This window comes from Rhodopseudomonas palustris, assembly GCF_034479375.1.
Lineage (GTDB): Bacteria > Pseudomonadota > Alphaproteobacteria > Rhizobiales > Xanthobacteraceae > Rhodopseudomonas > Rhodopseudomonas palustris_M.
On the sequence record NZ_CP140155.1, the window covers coordinates 4,393,123 to 4,414,047 of the forward strand.

The 20,925-nt window shown below is 66.8% G+C and carries 24 protein-coding genes; 21 read left to right on the top strand and 3 right to left on the bottom strand.

Annotated features, from left to right (window positions below; translation table 11 throughout):
• The first annotated feature begins 189 nt into the window (after positions 1-189).
• Positions 190-1,077, top strand: a complete 888-nt coding sequence (gene folD / locus SR870_RS19865; RefSeq protein WP_322515230.1) for a bifunctional methylenetetrahydrofolate dehydrogenase/methenyltetrahydrofolate cyclohydrolase FolD — start codon at positions 190-192, stop codon at positions 1,075-1,077.
• A gap of 183 nt (positions 1,078-1,260) precedes the next feature.
• Here the strand turns inward: folD and SR870_RS19870 are convergent, their stop codons facing one another.
• Together SR870_RS19870 and SR870_RS19875 are read right to left on the bottom strand one after the other, a co-directional pair.
• Complete coding sequence (locus SR870_RS19870; RefSeq protein ID WP_322515231.1) at positions 1,261-2,088, bottom strand: methyltransferase domain-containing protein; 828 nt, start codon at positions 2,086-2,088, stop codon at positions 1,261-1,263.
• Positions 2,089-2,149: 61 nt separating this feature from the next.
• The gene (locus SR870_RS19875; RefSeq protein WP_322515232.1) at positions 2,150-2,452 is read right to left on the bottom strand and encodes a hypothetical protein; all 303 of its coding nucleotides are present in this window, start codon (positions 2,450-2,452) and stop codon (positions 2,150-2,152) included.
• A gap of 172 nt (positions 2,453-2,624) precedes the next feature.
• Between SR870_RS19875 and SR870_RS19880 the strand changes: the two genes are divergently transcribed.
• From SR870_RS19880 to SR870_RS19900, 5 genes are all read left to right on the top strand, one after another.
• Positions 2,625-3,407, top strand: a complete 783-nt coding sequence (locus tag SR870_RS19880) for a ComF family protein (RefSeq protein ID WP_322518324.1) — start codon at positions 2,625-2,627, stop codon at positions 3,405-3,407.
• Between the two features lie 49 nt (positions 3,408-3,456).
• Complete coding sequence (gene grxC, locus SR870_RS19885; RefSeq protein ID WP_322515233.1) at positions 3,457-3,732, top strand: glutaredoxin 3; 276 nt, start codon at positions 3,457-3,459, stop codon at positions 3,730-3,732.
• Entirely contained in the window at positions 3,729-4,607 is an 879-nt protein-coding gene (locus tag SR870_RS19890) for a carbon-nitrogen hydrolase family protein (RefSeq protein ID WP_322515234.1), read from the top strand. The genes grxC and SR870_RS19890 overlap by 4 nt, the downstream gene beginning before the upstream one ends.
• Positions 4,604-5,110, top strand: a complete 507-nt coding sequence (locus SR870_RS19895; protein ID WP_322515235.1) for a DUF1178 family protein — start codon at positions 4,604-4,606, stop codon at positions 5,108-5,110. Before SR870_RS19890 ends, SR870_RS19895 begins: the two co-directional genes overlap by 4 nt.
• An 82-nt stretch (positions 5,111-5,192) precedes the next feature.
• Positions 5,193-6,074, top strand: a complete 882-nt coding sequence (locus SR870_RS19900; protein WP_322515236.1) for an NAD(P)-dependent oxidoreductase — start codon at positions 5,193-5,195, stop codon at positions 6,072-6,074.
• A 246-nt stretch (positions 6,075-6,320) separates the two neighbouring features.
• Here SR870_RS19900 and SR870_RS19905 read toward each other — a convergent pair whose 3' ends face one another.
• Positions 6,321-6,989 (bottom strand): glutathione S-transferase, encoded by a 669-nt coding sequence (locus tag SR870_RS19905; RefSeq protein WP_322515237.1) that lies wholly within the window; start codon positions 6,987-6,989, stop codon positions 6,321-6,323.
• Between the two features lie 272 nt (positions 6,990-7,261).
• Between SR870_RS19905 and SR870_RS19910 the strand changes: the two genes are divergently transcribed.
• The 15 genes from SR870_RS19910 (at position 7,262) to SR870_RS19980 (ending at position 20,804) form a co-directional block, all read left to right on the top strand.
• Positions 7,262-7,864 carry a 2-hydroxychromene-2-carboxylate isomerase gene (locus tag SR870_RS19910; RefSeq protein WP_322515238.1) on the top strand — a complete coding sequence of 201 codons (603 nt, stop codon included), beginning with the start codon at positions 7,262-7,264 and terminating at the stop codon, positions 7,862-7,864.
• A gap of 152 nt (positions 7,865-8,016) precedes the next feature.
• Entirely contained in the window at positions 8,017-8,754 is a 738-nt protein-coding gene (locus tag SR870_RS19915) for an SDR family oxidoreductase (RefSeq protein WP_322515239.1), read from the top strand.
• A gap of 171 nt (positions 8,755-8,925) precedes the next feature.
• On the top strand, positions 8,926-9,846 hold the full coding sequence (panE, locus tag SR870_RS19920) for a 2-dehydropantoate 2-reductase (protein WP_322515240.1): 921 nt from the start codon (positions 8,926-8,928) through the stop codon (positions 9,844-9,846).
• A gap of 297 nt (positions 9,847-10,143) precedes the next feature.
• On the top strand, positions 10,144-11,790 hold the full coding sequence (gene ccoN / locus SR870_RS19925) for a cytochrome-c oxidase, cbb3-type subunit I (protein WP_322515241.1): 1,647 nt from the start codon (positions 10,144-10,146) through the stop codon (positions 11,788-11,790).
• Positions 11,791-11,801: 11 nt separating this feature from the next.
• Complete coding sequence (gene ccoO, locus SR870_RS19930; RefSeq protein WP_011438918.1) at positions 11,802-12,536, top strand: cytochrome-c oxidase, cbb3-type subunit II; 735 nt, start codon at positions 11,802-11,804, stop codon at positions 12,534-12,536.
• Positions 12,537-12,545: 9 nt separating this feature from the next.
• Positions 12,546-12,710 (top strand): cbb3-type cytochrome c oxidase subunit 3, encoded by a 165-nt coding sequence (locus tag SR870_RS19935; protein ID WP_322515242.1) that lies wholly within the window; start codon positions 12,546-12,548, stop codon positions 12,708-12,710.
• A gap of 7 nt (positions 12,711-12,717) precedes the next feature.
• Positions 12,718-13,599: a cytochrome-c oxidase, cbb3-type subunit III gene (gene ccoP, locus SR870_RS19940; protein ID WP_322515243.1), complete on the top strand. Its 882-nt coding sequence runs from the start codon at positions 12,718-12,720 to the stop codon at positions 13,597-13,599.
• 109 nt (positions 13,600-13,708) lie between these two features.
• Positions 13,709-15,175, top strand: a complete 1,467-nt coding sequence (gene ccoG, locus SR870_RS19945) for a cytochrome c oxidase accessory protein CcoG (RefSeq protein ID WP_322515244.1) — start codon at positions 13,709-13,711, stop codon at positions 15,173-15,175.
• 20 nt (positions 15,176-15,195) lie between these two features.
• Complete coding sequence (locus SR870_RS19950) at positions 15,196-15,696, top strand: FixH family protein (RefSeq protein WP_322515245.1); 501 nt, start codon at positions 15,196-15,198, stop codon at positions 15,694-15,696.
• Between the two features lie 34 nt (positions 15,697-15,730).
• A complete protein-coding gene (locus SR870_RS19955; RefSeq protein WP_322515246.1) occupies positions 15,731-17,926 on the top strand; it encodes a heavy metal translocating P-type ATPase in 2,196 nt (731 codons plus the stop codon).
• Positions 17,917-18,090 (top strand): cbb3-type cytochrome oxidase assembly protein CcoS, encoded by a 174-nt coding sequence (gene ccoS, locus SR870_RS19960; protein ID WP_322515247.1) that lies wholly within the window; start codon positions 17,917-17,919, stop codon positions 18,088-18,090. Before SR870_RS19955 ends, ccoS begins: the two co-directional genes overlap by 10 nt.
• 30 nt (positions 18,091-18,120) lie before the next feature.
• Positions 18,121-18,324 (top strand): hypothetical protein, encoded by a 204-nt coding sequence (locus SR870_RS19965; protein WP_322515248.1) that lies wholly within the window; start codon positions 18,121-18,123, stop codon positions 18,322-18,324.
• A 303-nt stretch (positions 18,325-18,627) separates the two neighbouring features.
• The gene (locus tag SR870_RS19970; protein ID WP_322515249.1) at positions 18,628-18,867 is read left to right on the top strand and encodes a hypothetical protein; all 240 of its coding nucleotides are present in this window, start codon (positions 18,628-18,630) and stop codon (positions 18,865-18,867) included.
• Positions 18,868-18,980: 113 nt separating this feature from the next.
• Positions 18,981-19,490: an Lrp/AsnC family transcriptional regulator gene (locus tag SR870_RS19975; protein ID WP_322515250.1), complete on the top strand. Its 510-nt coding sequence runs from the start codon at positions 18,981-18,983 to the stop codon at positions 19,488-19,490.
• A 234-nt stretch (positions 19,491-19,724) separates the two neighbouring features.
• Positions 19,725-20,804 carry a methyl-accepting chemotaxis protein gene (locus SR870_RS19980; RefSeq protein WP_322515251.1) on the top strand — a complete coding sequence of 360 codons (1,080 nt, stop codon included), beginning with the start codon at positions 19,725-19,727 and terminating at the stop codon, positions 20,802-20,804.
• The last annotated feature ends 121 nt before the right edge of the window (positions 20,805-20,925 follow it).

The window sequence follows — 20,925 nt, forward strand, 5'->3', positions numbered from 1 at the left end:
TTGGGCAATAGCACCTCCGCACACGATGCATCACCTCTCCCATAGGGAGAGGTCGACCGGCGAAGCCGGTCGGGTGAGGGGTTGCGGCCTAAAGATAGACCGTATGCCCTCAACCCAACCCTTTCCCCATGGGAGAGGGAGCGCGCTTCCGATGGCGAAGCGCATCGATGGAATAACAAAGGGGACGACATGACCGCGCAAATCATCGACGGAAAAATCATCTCGGCCGAGCTGCGCGCCCGCGTGGCCGCCGAAGTGGCGCGGATCAAGGCCGACCACGGCATCACGCCGGGGCTCGCGGTGGTGCTGGTCGGCAGCGACCCGGCCTCCGAGGTCTATGTCCGCAGCAAGCACAAGCAGACCCAGGAAGCCGGCATGGCCTCGTTCGAGCACCGGCTGCCGGCCGACGTGCCGCAGGCCGAGCTGCTGGCCCTGATCGGCCAGCTCAACGCCGATCCGGCGGTGCACGGCATTCTGGTGCAATTGCCGCTGCCGAAGGGGCTGGACAGCAATGCGGTGATCGATGCGATCGACCCCGCCAAGGATGTCGACGGCCTCAACCCGGTCAATGCCGGCCGGCTGGCTTCGGGACTGTTCGCGCTGACGCCGTGCACGCCGCTCGGCTGCATCATCATGGCCAAGCAGGTCCACGCCTCGCTGGAAGGTATGAATGCCATCGTGATCGGCCGCTCCAATCTGGTCGGCAAGCCGCTGGTGCAATTGCTGCTCAACGAGAACGCCACGGTGACGATCGCGCATTCGCGTTCGCGCGATCTGCCGGCGCTGTGCCGCCAGGCCGATCTGGTGTTCGCCGCGGTCGGCAGGCCCGAGATGGTCAAGGGCGACTGGATCAAGCCGGGCGCCACCGTGATCGACGTCGGCATCAACCGCACGCCGTCGCCGGACGGCGGCAAGGACAAGCTGGTCGGCGACGTTGCGTTCGCGGAAGCCAAGGAAGTCGCCGGCGCCATCACGCCGGTGCCGGGCGGCGTCGGCCTGATGACGGTGGCGTGCCTCTTGGTCAACACCGTCCGCGCCGCGAGCGCGATCCACGGTCTGCCGAAGCCGGCGGTTTGATCGATCGTGACCTTTGCGGCTGACGCCGCCGCCTCCGCAATCGTCATACGCGGGCTTGACCCGCGTATCCATCGCGCGCGGGAGCGCGCGAAAGAAGCAATTTCACGAAGATGATGGATTGCCGGGTCGAGCCCGGCAATGACGGAAACGACGGAGCCACTTCGGTGCTCCACATCGCATCCGTCAGCGCTTGCCCTTCACCGCCTCCGCCAAACTGGCTTTCGCCGAGCCGGGCTTCAGCGGCTGCTGCTGGCTTTCGTGCGGGGACCAGCCGGACAGCCAGATGATCTCGAAGGTGGCGCGGATGCGGCCGTCGGGGTCGGCGAAGCGCTCGGCGTAGATGTTGGCCATCCGCAGTAGCGTGGCGCGGCGTAGCGGCGTGCGGCGTCGCTCGATCAGCACATTGCCGGCGCCCATCCGCCGCAGATCCTGCATCAGCGCGAAGGCGTGGTCGTAGCGCACCACGACGCGGTCGACATCGGTGACCGGCAGCGCGAAGCCGGCGCGTTGCAGCAGCGCGCCGAGGTCGCGCAGATCGGCGGTGGGCGCGACATGCGGCGAGACGCCGCCTTCGATCTCGGCCTCGGCGGCCGCGAACGCCTGGCGCAATTCGGTCAGCGTGTCGCCGCCGGTGAGTGCCGCCAGCAGCAGCCCATCCGGCTTCAGCGCGCGGCGGATCTGCGCCAGTACGCCGGGCAGATCATTGGCAAACTGCAGCGCCAGCGCCGACACCGCGAGATCGAGCGAGCCCGGCGCGAGCTGCAGCGCCTCGTCGCCGGTGGGATCGATCTCGACATGCGCGACGCCCGGAAAGCGCTCCGCCGGCAGCGCCGCGCCGGGCGTCCAGATATCGGCGATCGCATTGAATTCGCGTAGCACCGCATGCAGCCGCTCGGCCATCTCCTCGGTGACGCGGTCGAGCAGGAACGGCGCGGGGCCGAGCGCGCCGGCGCGCGCCAGCCTCGCTGCGAGCAGGCGGCGATCGAACAGAATGGGCGTGGAGTCGGTCATGGCCGGCAGCTAGCGTCACGGACGCCGCCCGGCAAGAGCCGCGCCGGCATCGTGGTCATGCTCAGTTCAGCTTCGAGGCCGCGGCCGGGCTCTGCTGCGAAGCCTCGAACATCTTCAGCACCGCATCGAGCGCGTTGCGCAGATGCAGCGCGCCGGCCTGGCTGCAACGCAGCCGCGCGGTGGTGACGAACTTCACCTCGACCGAGCCGTCGGCGAGCGGGTTCAGCGTCCGCGTCGCGAGTTCGACTTCGACATTGTTGGCGATCACGCCATGCGCCGGCGCGATGTCGAAATAGACGTGCGGCGCGGTCGGGATGTCGACGTAGATGATGGCCTCGGCGGATTTGTCGGCTGGCTCGGACACGGCGATCTCCCGGGGTTGCGGCGCGTGCCGCCCTTGTGCGCCATTCCCGCGCCGGACACTACCCGGTTGTTTTCCTTGACGCGGAACGCGGCGGCGCTAGCCTTCCGCGATGCAGGCGGAGGCGATGACGGCTTCAGATGCGACAGCGGACGGCAGCGGCGTTTCCAGGGTGATGGGCGCGCTGCGCCGGCTTTCATCACCAGCCGGCCTTCGCCGGCTGTGGTCGCGCGCCGCGCATCTGGCGCTCGACGTCGCGCTGCCGACGCTATGCGTCGCCTGCCGCGAGCCGGTCGCGGGCGAGGGGCTGTGCCCGCAATGCTGGTCGCAATTGTCGTTCATCGCGCCGCCTTATTGCGAGAAGCTCGGCATTCCCTTCGTCTATGATCCCGGCCCCGGCATCCTGTCGATGCAGGCGATCGCCGACCCGCCGGCTTATGCGCGCGCCCGCGCCGCGGTGCGCTACGACGAGGTCGCCAAGACGCTGGTGCATGCGCTGAAGTTCCATGACGGCGTCGATCTGGCGCCGACCATGGGGCGGTGGATGGCGCATGCCGGCGAGCCGCTGCTGCGCGATGCCGATCTGTTGATCCCGGTGCCGCTGCACTGGCGGCGCGGCTTTTCCCGGCGCTACAACCAGTCCGGCGCGCTGGCCCGGGCGATCAGCAAGCAGACGCAATTGCCGGTGGCGGTCGAGGCGTTGAAGCGGGTCCGGCCGACCGCGCATCAGATCGGGCTGTCGCGGGCGGAGCGCGCCGCCAATGTGCAGGGCGCGTTCAAGGTTCCGCCGGACCGCAAGGCGGAGGTGCAGGGCCGGCGAATCGTATTGGTCGACGACGTGCTGACCTCCGGCGCCACGGTCGACGCCTGCGCCCGGGCGCTGCTGCGGGCGAGGGCGCAATCGGTCGATGTGCTGGTCTTCGCCCGGGTTGTGGACACCCTGAAATCTCCCATATAATCCGTATCTTGCTCACCACGCCGAGCCACCGCCGAGCTTTGGAGCTGCGATGTCCGCTGCGATCGAGATCTTCACGCGCCCCGGCTGCGGCTATTGCAGCGCCGCCAAGTCGCTGCTGAACCGCAAGAAGGCCGCCTTCACCGAATACGACGTGTCGGTCGATCGGGGTTTCCAGGCCAAGATGGACGCGCGCGCCGGCCGCGGCGCGACCTATCCGCAGATCTTCATCGGCGCCTATCACGTCGGCGGCTGCGATGACCTCTATGCGCTCGACCGCGAAGGCAAGCTCGACGCGCTGCTGTCCGGCGAGAAGGCCTCGTCATGACCGCAGCCGCGCCGTTCAACGCCGCACTGATCCAGATGCGCACCGGGCTGTTGCCCGGGCCGAGCCTCGAACAGGGGACGAAGCTGATCCGCGAGGCGGCCGCGGCTGGCGCCGACTACGTGCTCACCCCCGAGGTGAGCAACATGATGCAGCTCAATCGCGAGGCGCTGTTCGAACAGCTCGCCGACGAGAACAGCGACGCCTCGCTGAAGGCCTATCGGGCTCTCGCGCGCGAGCTGAACATCCATCTGCATATCGGCTCGCTGGCGCTGCGCGCGAGCCCGGATCGCGCCGTCAACCGCTCGTTCCTGATCGACCCGTCGGGTCAGATTCTGGCGAGCTACGACAAGATCCACATGTTCGACATCGATCTCGGCAACGGCGAGAGCTATCGCGAATCGGCGAACTACCAGCCCGGCGAGACCGCGGTGATCTCCGACCTGCCGTGGGGCCGGATCGGGCTGACGATCTGCTACGACGTGCGCTTCCCGGCGCTGTACCGCGCGCTGGCCGAGGCCGGCGCGTCGTTCATCACCGTGCCGGCGGCTTTCACCAGGCCGACCGGCGAGGCGCATTGGCACGTGCTGCTGCGCGCCCGCGCCATCGAGAACGGCTGCTTCGTGTTCGCCGCCGCGCAAGGCGGGCTGCACGAGAACAAGCGCGAGACCTACGGCCATTCGCTGATCATCGATCCGTGGGGCGTGGTGCTGGCGGAAGGCGGCGTCGATCCGGGCTTCGTGATGGCGCGGATCGATCCGGCCGAGGTCGGCAAGGCGCGCGGCAAGATCCCGTCGCTGCAGCATGGTCGCCGTTTTACGGTGGTCGACGCCAGGAATGCCCCGGACTATCTGCATCTCGTGCGGGAGCAGACATGATCCGCTACACGCTGCGGTGCGATCGTGGCCATGCCTTCGAGAGCTGGTTCCAGAGCTCGTCGGCTTACGATTCGCAGGTGCGGCGCAAGCTGGTGGAGTGCCCTTCCTGCGGCTCGGTGAAGGTCGAGAAGGCGATCATGGCGCCGCAGATCGTCGGCCGGAAGGGCCGCGCCCGCGCGCCGGAGCCGGTGAGCAACGAGGCCGCCGCGAGCGACGCGCAGGCGGCGCCGCCGGACAATTCTGCGACTGAGAATTCGGCGACGCCTTTGCTGATGGCGCAGGAGCGCGAACTGCGCGCCAAGCTCAAGGAATTGCGCGACCACATCGTCAAGACCGCCGACAATGTCGGCGAGCGCTTCCCCAACGAAGCCCGCAAGATGCATTACGGCGATATCGAGCACCGCCCGATCTTCGGCGAGGCCTCGCCCGCCGAGGCCAAGGCGCTGATCGAGGAGGGCATCGACGTCGCCCCGCTGCCGGTACTGCCGGAAGACCGGAATTAGCGCCTCCTCCGAAGCCGCTTCGATCCGATCGCGTCCCGCGCTACAAGGGACGAAAGCTGGTCGGCGCAAAGGGAGGAAAATCATGTCGTCACTCGCGGGCAAGACGCTGTTCATCACCGGGGCCAGCCGCGGCATCGGGCTGGCGATCGCGCTGCGGGCGGCGCGCGACGGGGCGAATATTGCGATCGCCGCCAAGACCGCCGAGCCGCATCCGAAGCTGCAGGGCACGATCTACACCGCGGCCGACGAGATCCGCGCCGCCGGCGGGCAGGCGCTGCCGCTGATCTGCGACATCCGCGACGAGGCGCAGGTGATCGACGCGATCGGCAGGACGGTGGCCGAGTTCGGCGGCATCGACATCTGCGTCAACAACGCGTCCGCGATCAGCCTGACCAATTCGCAGGCGACCGACATGAAGCGCTACGACCTGATGATGGGGATCAACAGCCGCGGCACCTTCATGGTGTCGAAATATTGCATTCCGCATCTGAAGAAGGCGCAGAACCCCCACATCCTGATGCTGTCGCCGCCGCTCGATATGAAGGCGAAGTGGTTCGCATCGTCCACCGCCTACACCATGGCCAAGTTCGGCATGAGCATGGTGGTGCTGGGCCTGTCGGGTGAGTTGAAGGGCGCGGGGGTTGCGGTGAATGCGCTGTGGCCACGCACCACCATCGCCACCGCGGCGGTCGGCAATCTGCTCGGCGGCGACGCCATGATGCGCGCCAGCCGCACGCCCGAAATCATGGGCGACGCGGCGCATGCGATCCTGACCCGGCCGTCGCGCGACTTCACCGGCCAATTCTGCATCGACGACAAGGTGCTGTATGAAGCCGGCGTGACCGATTTCGAGCGCTACCGGGTCGATCCGTCGGTGCAGTTGATGTCGGATTTCTTCGTCCCGGACGACGACGTTCCGCCGCCGGGTGTCTCCGTCGCCTCGCTGCCGGGCGCGAAGGGGTAGGGCATTCTATGAGGCCGTGCGCGCCCCGAGCACTGCGAACTCCCTCTCCCGCGTGCGGGAGAGGGTTGGGGTGAGGGTGACGCGAGCGATGGAGTCTCGATTCAAAGAGATCGGTTAGATCGCAAGCGCAGTGCTTGGGGCGCCCTCACCCCCGCCCTCTCCCGCAAGCGGGAGAGGGGGCTGCCGTGCTCGGCGTATGCGATCGTTGCTTGAGGCGAGGCTGTCCGACGCTATGGAGCCTGTTACCTACGCCTTGCCGATCTCGTACGGCCCGCCCTTCTCCAATGCGCGTTTGTAGGCAGGCCGCGCGTGGATGCGGGCGAGCCAGGCTTGCGCGTTCGGGTAGGTCTGGTCGAGCCCGGCGCGGGACGCGGCGGCTTCCAGCGGGAAGCTCATCTGGATGTCGGCGGCGGTGAAGTCGGCGCCGGCGAAGTAATCGCTGTTCGCCAGCTCGCTGTCCCAGAACGCCATGTGCTGCTTCAGTTGCGGATCGACGAAGCCGGTCAGCGCGCCGCCGGCGACCAGCTTTACCAGCGGCCGCAGCAGCGCCGGCGCGCGCTGCGGCATCATGGTGAACAGCAGCTTCAGCAGTAGCGGCGGCATCGCCGAGCCTTCGGCGTAATGCAGCCAGTAGGTGTAGCGCAGCCGCTCCGGCGTCTTCGGCGGCGGGATCAGCCGGCCGTCGCCATAGGTGTCGATGAGGTACTCGACGATCGCGCCGGATTCGGCGATGGTGGCGCCATTGTCGGTGATCACCGGCGATTTGCCGAGCGGATGCACGGCGCGCAGTTCCTGCGGCGCCATCATGTCGGGCTGGCGCTGATAGCGCTTGATCTCGTAGGGCAGGCCGAGCTCCTCGAGCAGCCACAGCACCCGTTGCGAACGCGAATTGTTGAGATGGTGGACGGTGATCATGTCTCGATATGTCCGTTTTTGCGCGACGGCGCGCCGCCGCAGGGTGGCCACCCGCCCATAGCAGACTTCGTGCCAGCCCGGGTATCAACAGTTCCGAAGCCGATCCGGCCGGCCGCGGGCTTCGGCGCCTCGCCCGGAAGAACTCGGCCCGCACGAATTCCGCCCGGTCGTCTCCGCGCGCCGGTTGATTGCCCGCCGCCGACCGGCTAGGCTGCGATGGCATGACGATAATCATATAAGGCGCGCCGCACGCGCCGCGACCGGGAGAGACCATGACCCAGCCCGCCCCGCAATTCCTGTTCGATTTCGGTAGTCCCAACGCGTTTCTCAGCCACCGGGCGATCCCGGCGATCGAGCGGCGCATCGGCGTCAAGTTCGACTACGTCCCGGTGCTGCTCGGCGGCATCTTCAAGGCCACCAACAACAGATCGCCGGCCGAGACGCTGGCCGGCGTCAAGAACAAGCGCGAATTCATGGCGCTGGAGACCGAGCGCTTCCTGAAGCGCTTCGACGTCGCGCCCTATGCGTGGAATCCGAATTTTCCGGTCAACACGCTGAACCTGATGCGCGCGGCGGTGGCGGCGCAGCTCGAGGGCGTGTTCGCGCCCTATGTCGAGGCCGCCTTCCACCACATGTGGGTCGAGCCGAAGAAGATGGACGATCCGCAGGTCGCAGCCCAGGCGCTGGCGTCGTCGGGGCTCGATGCGGCAAAACTGTTCGCCCGCGCGCAGGAGCCGGAGGTCAAGGCGAAGCTGATCGCCAACACCGAGGACGCGGTGTCGCGCGGCGCGTTCGGCTCGCCGACCTTCTTCGTCGGCGCCGAGATGTTCTTCGGCAAGGAGCAACTCCGCGACGTCGAGGAGATGTACGGCTGAGTCCGCGATTTCAAAGCGCCCGACACTTCCGTCATGGCCGGGCTCGTCCCGGCCATCCACGGACACGGGCGCAGCGGTTGCGTCATCGTGGATGCCCGGGACGAGCCCGGGCATGACGAACTCATAACGCGGTTCAATTCGGAGACGCCAGCATGACGCCACGCAACGCAACCGTCGCGGTGATCGGCGCCGGCGATTACATCGGCGCCGAGATTGCCAAGAAATTCGCCGCCGAAGGCTTCATTGTGTTCGCCGGCCGGCGCGACGGCGCCAAGCTGGAGCCGCTGGTGCGGGAGATCGAGGCGGCCGGCGGCCGCATCGTGGCGCGCACGCTCGATGCCCGCAAGGAGGACGAGGTCGCGGCGTTTCTCGACGCCGCCGACGCCCATGCGCCGCTCGAAGTGACGATCTTCAACGTCGGCGCCAACGTCAATTTCCCGATTCTCGAGACCACCGACCGGGTGTTTCGCAAGGTCTGGGAAATGGCGTGCTGGGCCGGCTTCCTCGCCGGCCGCGAATCGGCGCGGCTGATGCTGCCTCGCCGGCAGGGCAACATCTTCTTCACCGGCGCGACCGCGTCGCTCCGCGGCGGCTCGGGTTTCGCGGCGTTCGCCAGCGCCAAATTCGGGCTGCGCGCGGTGGCGCAATCGATGGCGCGCGAACTGATGCCGCAGAACATCCACGTCGCGCATCTGATCATCGATTCCGGCGTCGACACCGCCTGGGTGCGGCAGCGCCGCGAGCAGCTCTGGGGCAAGGAGGCGCTCGACAATCCCGACCTCCTGATGCCGCCGTCTTCGGTCGCCGGCGCCTATTGGCAGCTCTATCAGCAGCCGAGAAGCGCCTGGACCTTCGAGATGGAGATTCGCCCGTTCGGGGAGAAGTGGTAGCGAGAGTTCGTCGTGCCCGGGCTTGTCCCGGGCATCCACGAATCGGGTCGAAGACCGAAAGAAGACGTGGATGGCCGGGACAAGCCCGGCCATGACGACGATAATGCCGGCACATGTCGGATCGGCCGAGCCTCCGGCTGTCGCTGGCCTGAGCAGAAACTGGAGTGAAAAATGCGGATTCTGATCGTCGGCGCCGGTGCGATCGGCGGCTATTTCGGCGGACGGCTGCTGCAGATCGGGCGCGACGTCACCTTCCTGGTGCGGCCGGGCCGCGCCGCGGAGCTGGCGCGCGACGGGCTGGTGATCAAGAGCCCGCATGGCGACCTCACCATCCCGAACCCGCCGGTGGTGCAGGCGGCCGACCTCGCGCCCGGCTACGATCTGGTGCTGCTGAGCTGCAAGGCGTTCGATCTCGACGACGCCATCGCCTCGTTCGCCGCCGGGGTCGGGCCGCAGACCGCGGTGCTGCCGCTGCTCAACGGAATGAAGCATCTCGACGTGCTCGACACAGCATTCGGCCGCGCGCGGGTGCTCGGCGGCCAATGCGTGATCGCGGCGACGCTGGATGCGCAGCGCCATGTCGTGCAGCTCGTACCGATGAACGCGATCACCTTCGGCGAGCGCGACGGCGGCGTCTCGGAGCGTGTCGGCGCGATCGCGCGCACGCTCGGCGGCTCCTCCTTCGAGGTCAACCCGAGCGCCGAGATCATGCAGGAGATGTGGGAGAAGTGGGTGTTTCTCGCTTCGCTCGCCGGCTCCACCAGCCTGATGCGCGCGGCGGTCGGCGCCATTCTGGCGGCGCCGGGCGGCGCGGATTTCATGCTCGGCGTGGTCGACGAGATCTCGGCGATCGCCGCCGTCGCGGGCCATCCCCCGCGCGAAGCGTTCCTCGCACGCGCCCGCGGCGCGCTGCTGGCGGAAGGCTCCAGCCTCACCGCCTCGATGTTTCGCGACATCCAGGCCGGCGCCAGGATCGAGGCCGACCACGTCATCGGCGACCTGATCGCGCGCGGCGACGCCGCCAAGCGGCCGGTCGCCCGGCTGCGGGTGATCTACACCCACCTCAAAGCCTACGAGGGTCAGCGCGGCTGAGGCGGTCGGCCCGAGCGGGCTCGAACATTATTCACAAAAGCGAATGGATCGCATTCGCATTCCAGCTCGTCATCCTTTCGTCTAGCGCCATCCAGAATCGCGATGAAATTGCCTCGTAGTCGTCCGAGTTCGACGCTCCGAAGCTGTTTGAATCTTGCACATTTGACGCGTTTCAATGACAACGGCCGCGACTGACCAGCGGTGCCGCAAATTTATGCAATTTGATTTCGATCAAACGGCCTGTCCGGTTTCCAGGTTTGGTGCGACCAACTGCCCCGCCGAGAAAAGATTGATCAGATGAATCAAGCTCTCACAACCAAACGGATCACCTTCGGCGAGGGTGGTCTGACGCTCGTGTTCACGCTGACCACGGTGCTTTGCATCTACGCGTCGATCTTCGCCAAGGATGCGCCGTTCGCCTTCCACGCCGCTCTCGGCGCTGCCGTCAGCGCCTGGGCCGTCTTCGCGATCATCACCCGCTACAGCCGCCGCACCGGCGTGCCGCCGCAGGAAATCAACGGCGTGCCGAACTACAATCTCGGCCCGATCAAGTTTCTGTCCTTTATGGCGATGTTCTGGGGCATCGCCGGCTTCTCGGTCGGCCTCTACATCGCGCTGGAGCTGGCCTATCCGGGGCTCAACGTCGCCCAATGGGTCAATTTCGGCCGGCTGCGGCCGCTGCACACCTCCGCGGTTGTGTTCGCGTTCGGCGGCAACGTGCTGCTGGCGACCTCGTTCTACGTGGTGCAGCGGACGACGCGGGCGCGGCTCGCGGGCGATCTGGCTCCGTGGTTCGTGGCGATCGGCTACAACTTCTTCATCGTCATCGCCGGCACCGGCTATCTGCTCGGCGTGACGCAATCCAAGGAATACGCCGAACCGGAATGGTACGCCGACCTGTGGCTGACCATCGTCTGGGTGACCTATCTGCTGGTGTTCGTCGCGACATTGATGAAGCGCAAAGAGCCGCACATCTACGTCGCGAACTGGTTCTACCTCGCCTTCATCCTGACCATCGCGGTGCTGCATCTCGGCAACAACCCGACGCTGCCGGTCTCGCTGCTCGGCTCGAAATCCTACATCGCCTGGGCCGGCGTGCAGGACGCGATGTTCCAGTGGTGGTACGGCCATAACGCGGTCGGCTTCTTCCTCACCGCCGGCTTCCTCGCGATCATGTACTACTTCATTCCGAAGCGCGCCGAGCGGCCGGTCTATTCCTATCGGCTGTCGATCATCCACTTCTGGGCGCTGATCTTCCTGTACATCTGGGCCGGCCCGCACCATCTGCACTACACCGCGCTGCCGGACTGGACGCAGACGCTCGGCATGACGTTCTCGATCATGCTGTGGATGCCGTCCTGGGGCGGCATGATCAACGGCCTGATGACGCTGTCCGGCGCCTGGGACAAGCTGCGCACCGACCCGGTGCTCCGCATGATGGTGGTGTCGGTCGCGTTCTACGGCATGTCGACCTTCGAAGGCCCGATGATGGCGATCAAGGCCGTCAACTCGCTCAGCCACTACACCGACTGGACCGTCGGTCACGTCCACTCCGGCGCGCTCGGCTGGGTCGGCTTCGTCTCGTTCGGCGCGCTGTACTGCCTGGTGCCGTGGATCTGGGGCCGCAAGGAGCTCTACAGCCTCCGGCTGGTGAACTGGCACTTCTGGATCGCGACGCTCGGCATCGTGCTCTACATCTCGGCGATGTGGGTGTCGGGGATCCTGCAGGGCCTGATGTGGCGTGCCTACACCTCGCTCGGCTTCCTCGAATATTCGTTCATCGAATCCGTCGAGGCGATGCATCCCTTCTATGCCATCCGCGCCGCGGGCGGCGGACTGTTCCTGATCGGCGCGCTGATCATGGCCTACAACCTCTGGATGACGGTTCGCGTCGGCGAATCGTCGGAGGCCCAGCCCCGCGTCGCCCTGCAGGCCGCCGAGTAAGGAACCGACCGATGTCTTTCTGGAATCGTCACAAGATCTTCGAGACGAACTCGATCATCCTGATCGTCGGCATTCTGCTCGTGATCTCGATCGGCGGCCTGGTCGAGATCCTGCCGCTGTTCTACCTCAAGAGCACGATCGAGAAGGTCGACGGGATGCGTCCCTATACGCCGCTCGAACTGGCCGGCCGCAACATCTACATCCGCGAGGGCTGCTATCTCTGCCACTCGCAGATGATCCGTCCGCTGCGCGACGAGATCGAGCGCTACGGCCACTACTCGCTCGCCGCCGAAAGCATGTACGACCATCCGTTCCAGTGGGGCTCCAAGCGCACCGGTCCGGATCTGGCGCGGGTCGGCGGCAAGTATTCCGACGACTGGCACGTCGCGCATCTGAGGGACCCGCGGTCGATCGTGCCGCAGTCGGTGATGCCGGCCTATGCGTTCCTCGGCAAAACCACCGTCGACGGTGCGAGCCTGTCCGATCATCTGCGCACCAACCGCACCCTCGGCGTGCCCTACAGCGAAGAAGACGTCGCCAAGGCGGCCGAAGACCTCAAGACCCAGGTCGATCCCGACAGTGCCGGCGCAGCCGACCTGCTGAAGCGCTATCCCAAGGCCGTGGTCCGCAATTTCGACGGCCAGGACGGCGCTCCGACCGAACTCGACGCGCTGGTCGCCTATCTGCAGATGCTCGGCACGCTCGTCGACTTCAAGCTCTACAATGAAAAAGCCAATTTGCGCTGAGGCCGGGCCATGAAAGCGATCCTCTCCGTCGAGAACTTCGTCTCCAGCTTCGTCACCATGTGGTGGACGCCGCTGTTCGTGGTGATCTTCCTCGCCATCGTGGCCTACGCGTTATGGCCGAAAAACAAAGCGGCGTTCGACGACGCCGCCCGCATGCCGCTGCGAGAGGATTGATACGACCATGGCTGACCACGCACATCACGCCGAGATCGACAAGGTCACCGGCACCAGCACCACCGGCCATGAATGGGACGGCATCAAGGAACTGAACACGCCGCTGCCGCGGTGGTGGATCTGGACCTTCTATGCCTGCATCGTCTGGTCGCTCGGCTACTTCCTGGTCTACCCGGCCTGGCCGTTGGTGAACGGTTACACCACCGGCTTCTTCAACTACTCCTCGCGCGCCGAACTGGCGGTCGACCTCGCCAAGCTCGACGTGGTGCGCGGCGACAAGATGGCGGCGCTCGCCGCGGCGCCGCTCGGCGACATCGAGAAGAATCCGGCGCTGCTGGCCCTGGCGCGCGCCAAGGGCAAGGTGGTGTTCGGCGACAATTGCGCGGCCTGCCACGGCTCCGGCGGCGCCGGCGCCAAGGGCTATCCCAACCTCAACGACGACGACTGGCTCTGGGGCGGCACCCTCGAGCAGATCGAGAAGACCATCCTGTACGGCGCCCGCTCCGGCCACGACGATGCCCACTTGGGCAATATGCCCTCTTTCGGCAAGGACGGCCTTCTGACAAAGGATCAGATCATCACCGTGGCGAACTATGTGCGGTCGTTGTCCGGTCTGTCGACCCGGCCTGGCACCGATCTCGCAGCCGGCAAGCAGATCTTCGCGGAGAACTGCTCGTCCTGTCACGGCGACGAAGCCAAGGGTAATACCGAACTCGGCGCGCCCAATCTGACCGACCGGATCTGGCTCTACGGCTCGGATGAGGCGACTCTGATCGACACCCTGACCAACGGCCGCGGCGGCGTGATGCCGGCCTGGAACGAGCGTCTCGATCCGGCCACCATCAAGGCGATGGCGGTCTACGTGCACTCGCTCGGCGGCGGCAAATAGCCGCCGTCCGCCGGACGGGATCCTCGACGTGTTGGGGGGCACGCGAGTATCGACAGACGCGCCGGCCGCGGAGTCGCGGCGCGGCGACGAAACCAAGAAGAACCCCGATATGAACAAGCCCCTGCGCGACACCGATCTGGTTCCGGACGACGACGGAGGCCCGCTCTACGCCGCCGGGAGGAAGATCTATCCGCAGCGCGTGTCGGGCTCGTTCCGCCGCATCAAGTGGATCCTGATGGCGGTGTGCCTCGGGATCTACTACTTCCTGCCGTTCGTGCGCTGGAACCGCGGTCTCGGCGCGCCCGACCAGGCGGTGCTGATCGATCTGGCGAACAACCGGTTCTACTTCTTCTTCATCGAATTGTGGCCGCAGGAGATCTATTACTTCACCGGCCTGCTGATCGTCGCGGCGATCACGCTGTTTCTGATGAACGCGCTCGGCGGCCGGGTGTGGTGCGGCTATCTCTGTCCGCAGACGGTGTGGACCGATCTGTTCTTCGCGGTCGAGCGGCTGATCGAGGGCGACCGTCGCGAGCGGATGCGCAAGGCGGCGGAGGGCTGGTCGCTGCAGCGCGGCGCCGAGCTGGTGCTGAAGCACTCGATCTGGCTGATGATCGCGTGGTGGACCGGCGGCGCCTGGGTGCTGTATTTCGCCGACGCGCCGACGCTGATCAAGGAGCTGGTCACATTCCAGGCGCCGATGGTCGCCTATATCTGGATCGGCATTCTCACCTTCACCACCTACACCCTCGCCGGCTTCATGCGCGAGCAGGTCTGCGTCTACATGTGCCCGTGGCCGCGGATCCAGGCGGCGCTGACCGACGAATGGGCCCTCAACGTCACCTACAAATACGATCGCGGCGAGACCCGCACGTCGCTGAAGAAGGCCGCGCAGGCGCGCGCGCTTGGCGAACAGGTCGGCGACTGCGTCGACTGCAACCAGTGCGTCGCGGTGTGCCCGACCGGGATCGACATCCGCAACGGGCCGCAGCTCGACTGCATCCAGTGCGGCCTGTGCATCGACGCCTGCGACAACGTCATGACCAAGATCGGCCGCCCGACCCGGCTAATCGGCTACGACAACGACATCAACATCCATCGCCGGATGGAGGGCAAGCCGGAGGTGTTCAAGCCGCTGCGCGCCCGCACCGTGGTGTATTCGGCGCTGATCGCCGGCATCGGCGCGATCATGCTGTACGCGCTGCTGAACCGCAGCCTGCTCGACCTCAACGTGCTGCACGACCGCAATCCGGTCGCGGTGCGGCTCAGCGACGGCTCGATCCGCAACGGCTACACCATCCGCTTCCTCAACAAGCGCGGCTTCGACCGGGTCGTCGCGGTCGACGTCGACGGGCCGCCGAACGCGGTGATCCACGTCGTCGGCGCGGATTCGATCACGCCCGACCGGCCGATGATCATTCTCGCCCGCGACGCCACCACCGAACTGCGCGTGCTGGTGGATTCCCGGCCGTATTCAGAGGACGAACTCGCACCGTCGACGCCCGTGAAGTTTCACGTCACCGATATCGGCCTCGGCGAAGTCGCATCCGCCAAGGACGTCTTCGTCAAGCCCTGAACCGTCACCGGAGCCGTTCCATGAATCGTCCAATCTCCAAGCCTCGGCAACTCACCGGCAGGGTCGTGTTCGTCTCGCTGATCGCCTTCTTCGGCGTGGTGTTCGGCGTCAACGGACTGATGATGACGCTGGCGATCAAGACGCTGCCGGGCACCGAAGTCGACAGCGCCTACGCCGCGAGCCTCGCTTACGAAAACGAGATCGCCGCGGCGCGCGATCAGGAAAAGCGCGGCTGGAAGGTCGACGCCAGGGTCGAGCGCCGGCCCGACGGCCGTGCGACGCTGCGGGTCGAGGCGCGCGACCGCACCGGCCTGCCGCTGTCTGGGCTGAAGTTCTTCGGCCGGCTCGAGCGCCCGGCCGACAAGGCCGGGGACCACGAACTGGTGCTCGCCGAGATCGACAGCGGGGTGTTTCAGGGCGATGCCGACGGCGTCGCGCCGGGGCGCTGGGATCTGGTGCTGGAGGGCGATCAGGACGGCAATCGCATGTTTCTGTCCAAGAACCGCCTGATGCTGAACTGATGATGGGTCCGGACGAGGATCAAGAGGTCGCCCGATGTTGATGACCCGGGACTTCTCGCACTACGTCAAGGACGTCGATCCGCAGATCGCGCATCTCGACCTCGCGGTCGAAGGCGTGAGCTGCGCCGGCTGCATGGCCAAGATCGAGCGCGGCCTGTCGGCGATTCCCGATGTGACGCTGGCGCGCGTCAACCTCACCGACCGCCGCCTCGCGGTGGAGTGGAAGAAGGGCGCGCTGGAGCCGGCGCTGTTCATCGACCGGCTGGCCGAGCTCGGCTACAAGGCCTATCCCTACGAGCCGGTCCGCGCCGAGGTCGAAGAGGCCGAGCGCAGCAAATTCCTGCTGCGCTGTCTCGGCGTCGCCGCCTTCGCGACCATGAACGTGATGATGCTGTCGGTGCCGGTGTGGGTCGGCGGCGATCTCAGTCCCGAAGCGCGTGATTTCTTCCACTGGCTGTCGGCGCTGGTGGTGCTGCCCTGCGCCGCCTATGCGGGCCAGCCGTTCTTCCAGTCGGCCTGGCGCGCGCTGAAGGCCAAGAGCGTCAATATGGACGTGCCGATCACGATCGGCGTGGTGCTGGCGCTCGGCATGTCGTTGGTGGAGACCATCCACCACGCCGAGCACACGTACTTCGACGCCGCGATCATGCTGATCACCTTCCTGCTGGCGGGGCGCTTTCTCGACCAGAAGATGCGGCAGCGAACCCGCGCGGTGGCGGGCAATCTCGCCGCGCTGAAGGCCGAGACCGCGACCAAATTCGTCGGCTCCGACGAGATCAGCGAAGTGCCGATCGCCGCGGTGCGGGCCGGCGACATCGTGCTGCTGCGCCCGGGCGAGCGCTGCGCGGTCGACGGCAGCGTCGTCGAGGGCCGTTCCGAGATCGACCAGAGCCTGATCACCGGCGAGACTTTGTATGTGAAGGCCGAGCGCGGCACCCAAGTCTATGCCGGCACGCTGAACATCTCCGGCACGCTGCGGGTCCGCGTCGCCGCGGCGGCCGAAGGCACGCTGCTCGCCGAGATCACGAGGCTGCTCGACCACGCGCTGCAGGCGCGCTCGCGCTACGTCCAGCTCGCCGATCGCGCCTCGCAATACTATGCGCCGGTGGTGCACGCCACCGCGCTGCTCACCACGATCGGCTGGGTGCTGGCCGGCGCAAGCTGGCACGACGCCATCGTGATCGGCATCGCGGTGCTGATCATCACCTGTCCCTGCGCGCTGGGGCTCGCGATCCCCGCGGTGCAGACCGTGGCGTCGGGCGCGATGTTCCGCGCCGGCGTGCTGCTCAATGCCGGCGACGCGATCGAGCGCGCCGCCGCCGTCGACACCATCGTGTTCGACAAGACCGGCACGCTGACGCTGCCTGAGCTCGACGTCGTCAACGGCGCCGGCGTGCCCGACGATGTCTTCCAGCTCGCCGGCCGCCTCGCGCTCGCCAGCCATCATCCGGTCGCGGCCGCGGTGGCGCGCGCCGCGCAGGCCAAGGCGCCGCTTCCCGGCGTCACCGAGGAGCCCGGCCGCGGCGTCCGCGCGTTGTTCGAGGGCGAGGAGCTGCGGCTCGGCAGCCCGGCCTTCTGCGGCGCCGATGTCGAGGCCAATGCGATCCTCAGCGCCGATCCGGAAGTCTCGGTGGTCGCCTTCAGCCGCGGCGGCCAGCACACGGTGTTCGCGGTCCGGCAGTTGCTGCGGCCGGACGCTGCCCGGACGATCGACGCGCTGGTCAATCGCGGCATCAGCGTCGAATTGCTGTCGGGCGACCGCGAGCCGGCGGTGCGGCATGCCGCCGATGCGCTCGGCGTCAGCGCCTGGCGCGCCGGCGTCACTCCGGCCGAGAAGATCGCGCATATCGAGGCGCTGAAGTCGCAGGGCCGCGTGGTGATGATGGTCGGCGACGGCATGAACGACGCGCCGTCGCTCGCCGCCGCGCATGTGTCGATGTCGCCGATCAGCGCCACCCATCTCAGCCAGGCGACCGCCGATCTGGTGTTCCTTGGCAAGGAACTTGCTCCGGTCCTGGCCGCGGTCGATTATTCGCGCAAGGCGATGGCGGTGATGCGGCAGAATCTGGCGCTGGCGATCGGCTACAATGTGCTCGCGGTGCCGATCGCGATCGCGGGGCTCGCCACGCCATTGATCGCGGCGCTGGCGATGTCCGGCTCGTCGATCCTGGTGATGCTGAATGCGATGCGCGCCCGTCGGGTCCGCCTGGGGGGCGCGTCATGGAAGTAATGGTGATTCTGGTGCCGCTGGCGCTGATGCTGGGACTGCTCGGTCTGGCGGCGTTCCTGTGGTCGCTGAAAAGCGGTCAGTACGAGGACCTCGACGGCGCCGCCTGGCGGGCGATTTCCGACGACGACCAGACGCCGCGGCCGCCGGCGAAGGAACCGGCCTGAGAGTGCGAGGCTGGAGAGAGGCAGGCGACAATGGCGATGCTTACTTACTACGACCCGGATGCGCTGATCGCGCCGAAGCCCGCGCCGGTCGAGCCACGCCCCGAGACTGCGACGGACGAGGATGCCGACGCCCGCTGGCTGCAGTCGCTGTCGCTGCCGCACCGGCTGTTCGTGCGGTTCTACCGGGCGCTGCGCAAGCTGCAGCCGATGTTCCCGCCGCTGTCCTGCTGCTGAGCGACGACGATCTCAATCGGCGGGAGCGTAGCGCCAACCGGCGTGTTGATGCACGCCGCTGCCACGCATCGCAGCGAGCTCCCTCTCCCGCCTGCGGGAGAGGGTTGGGGTGAGGGAGCCCCAAGCAGTGAGCCTGTGCCCTGTCGAACCGCCGCAGCCCTCCCGATCCGACCTCTCCCGCAAGCCGGAGAAGTTCCTCCAGCACCAAAGCGTTAAGCCGATTTCATCGGGCTGATACAGACCGCGGCTATCAGGCCGGCGTACCGTTGACGCGAATCGCCCGCCTCGAATCAAAGAGCCGTCATGCCCCAAGCCAACGCGTCCCAAGCCACTGCGTCCAAAGCGTTCATCATCGAAGTGAATTCGCGCGCCGCCGGCATTGTCGTCCGCGATGGCCGCGGCTTCCGCTTTCATGCCGCCACCGACGACTTCACGGGGTTGGAGGGCCGCGGCTTCCGCTCGCCGGGAGACGCCCACAAGGCGGCGCTGCGGCTGTTCGAAAGCCTGCGCGTCGGCCGAGCCGTCAAGCTGGGAGCGGCCTGACTGCCACGGCGTCCGCGCCCGCCCTCCCTCCGCCCGAGCGGAAGTGGGACTTGCATGAAAAAATCTTCCAACTAGAATGGCTAGATCTGCTCTGTTTGGAAGAATGTTCTAAGATGACCGATGCCGAGATTCCCGTCGCCGAAACCGGCCGACGGCTGGACGCGATCGACCGCAAGATTCTCACCGTGCTGCAACAGGATGCCTCGCTGTCGGTGGCCGAGATCGGCGACCGCGTCGGGCTGTCGTCGACGCCGTGCTGGAAGCGGATCCAGCGGCTCGAGGCCGACGGCGTCATCACCCGCCGGGTGGCGCTGGTCGATCAGGACAAGATCGGGCTCGGCCTGTCGGTGTTCGTCTCGATCGAGAGCGGCGACCATTCCGAAGCCTGGCTGAAGACTTTCGCCGACGCCGTCAGCGCGATGCCGGAAGTGATCGAGTTCTACCGGATGGCGGGCGACGTCGACTACATGCTGCGCGTCGTCGTCGCCGACATGCGCGCCTACGACATCTTCTACAAGCGGCTGATCGGGACGGTGCCGCTGAAGAACGTCACCTCGCGATTCGCGATGGAGAAGATCAAGTCGGTCACCGCTCTCCCGGTGCCGCCGATGAGCGCGGCCTGAGAGGATCGGTCGGGTCGTCCGCGAAGGCCGGAGCCGGGCAACCTCCGGCTGCGGGCGGCGGAGCGTTTGGGTGGGCAGCCGCTTCTCCCGTTTTGATCGGCAATTGATCATTTGCACAAACTAACAGCGCATCGCGCCGGCCTGAATTCCGTAGTCACCTACTTTGGTTTAGTCCTAATTAGGAAAAATCGCGCAGATTCCACCCCGGCGCGCGCGACGCCGGGGTGGAAACAAATGCAGACAGCGGTCATTCGAAAAGACGGGTCGGCCGACCATGCCGCTCCCGCGGACCACGACGACATCTCGGCGCTGGTGGCGCGGCTGACCTCCGAGGTCAACGAGATCGCCTGCGGCAAGACCCGGTCGATCCAGAAGATCACCAGCCAGATGAAGATCCTGGCGCTCAACGCGCTGATCGAAAGCGCCCGCGCCGGCAAGCAGGGCGCCGGCTTCGCGATCGTGGCCCAGGAGGTGCGCAATGTCGGCGCCCAGATCGAGGAGATCGCGCGCGACCTCGAAAGCCAGCTCACCCGGCGCACCGGCGAACTGATCAGTTCGATCGGCAGCATGACCGAGCGTTCGCGCGGCGACCGGCTGGTCGACCTGTCGCTCAATGCGGTCGAACTGATCGACCGCAATCTCTACGAGCGCACCTGCGACGTGCGCTGGTGGGCGACCGATTCCGCGGTGGTCGATTGCGCCGCGAATCCCGATGCGGCTTCGACGTCCTACGCCGGCGAGCGGCTCGCGGTGATCCTCGGCGCCTACACCGTGTATCTCGATCTATGGCTGTGCAGCCTCGACGGCACCGTTCTGGCCAACGGTCGGCCGGACCGCTTCGGCGTGGTCGGCAGCAGCGTCGCCGGCTGCGACTGGTTCAAGGACGCGCTGCGGCTGCGATCGGGCGACGACTACGTCGCCGGCAATGTCGAGCGGATGCCGCAGCTCGGCAATGCCCAGGTCGCGACCTATTGCGCCAGCGTGCGTAGCAATGGCCGCAGCAACGGCGCGCCGCTCGGCATCCTGGCGATTCACTTCGATTGGGAGGCGCAGGCCCGGGCGATCGTGCAGGGGGTGCGGCTCGATCCGCAGGACAAGGCCCGCGTGCTGCTGCTCGACTCCCGCTTCCGGGTGATCGCCGCCTCCGACGGTCGCGGCCTGCTCGAAGAGCGCTTCCCCCTGAAGGTCGCCGGCCGGCGCAGCGGCACCTACCAGGACGCATCGGGCGCGCTGGTCGGCTTTCATCTGACGCCGGGATACGAGACCTATCAGGGGCTCGGCTGGTACGGCGTCATCGTGAGCCGCGCCGAGTAGCGCCTGCGATCGCGCCGCGCCGGCGCTCATATCATTTGATATCAATAACATCGCAGTTCCGTGCACGTCGGCCTGACGCGGCCCCTGGAATCGCGACGCGCATAACGCGGATCGTCTTTGC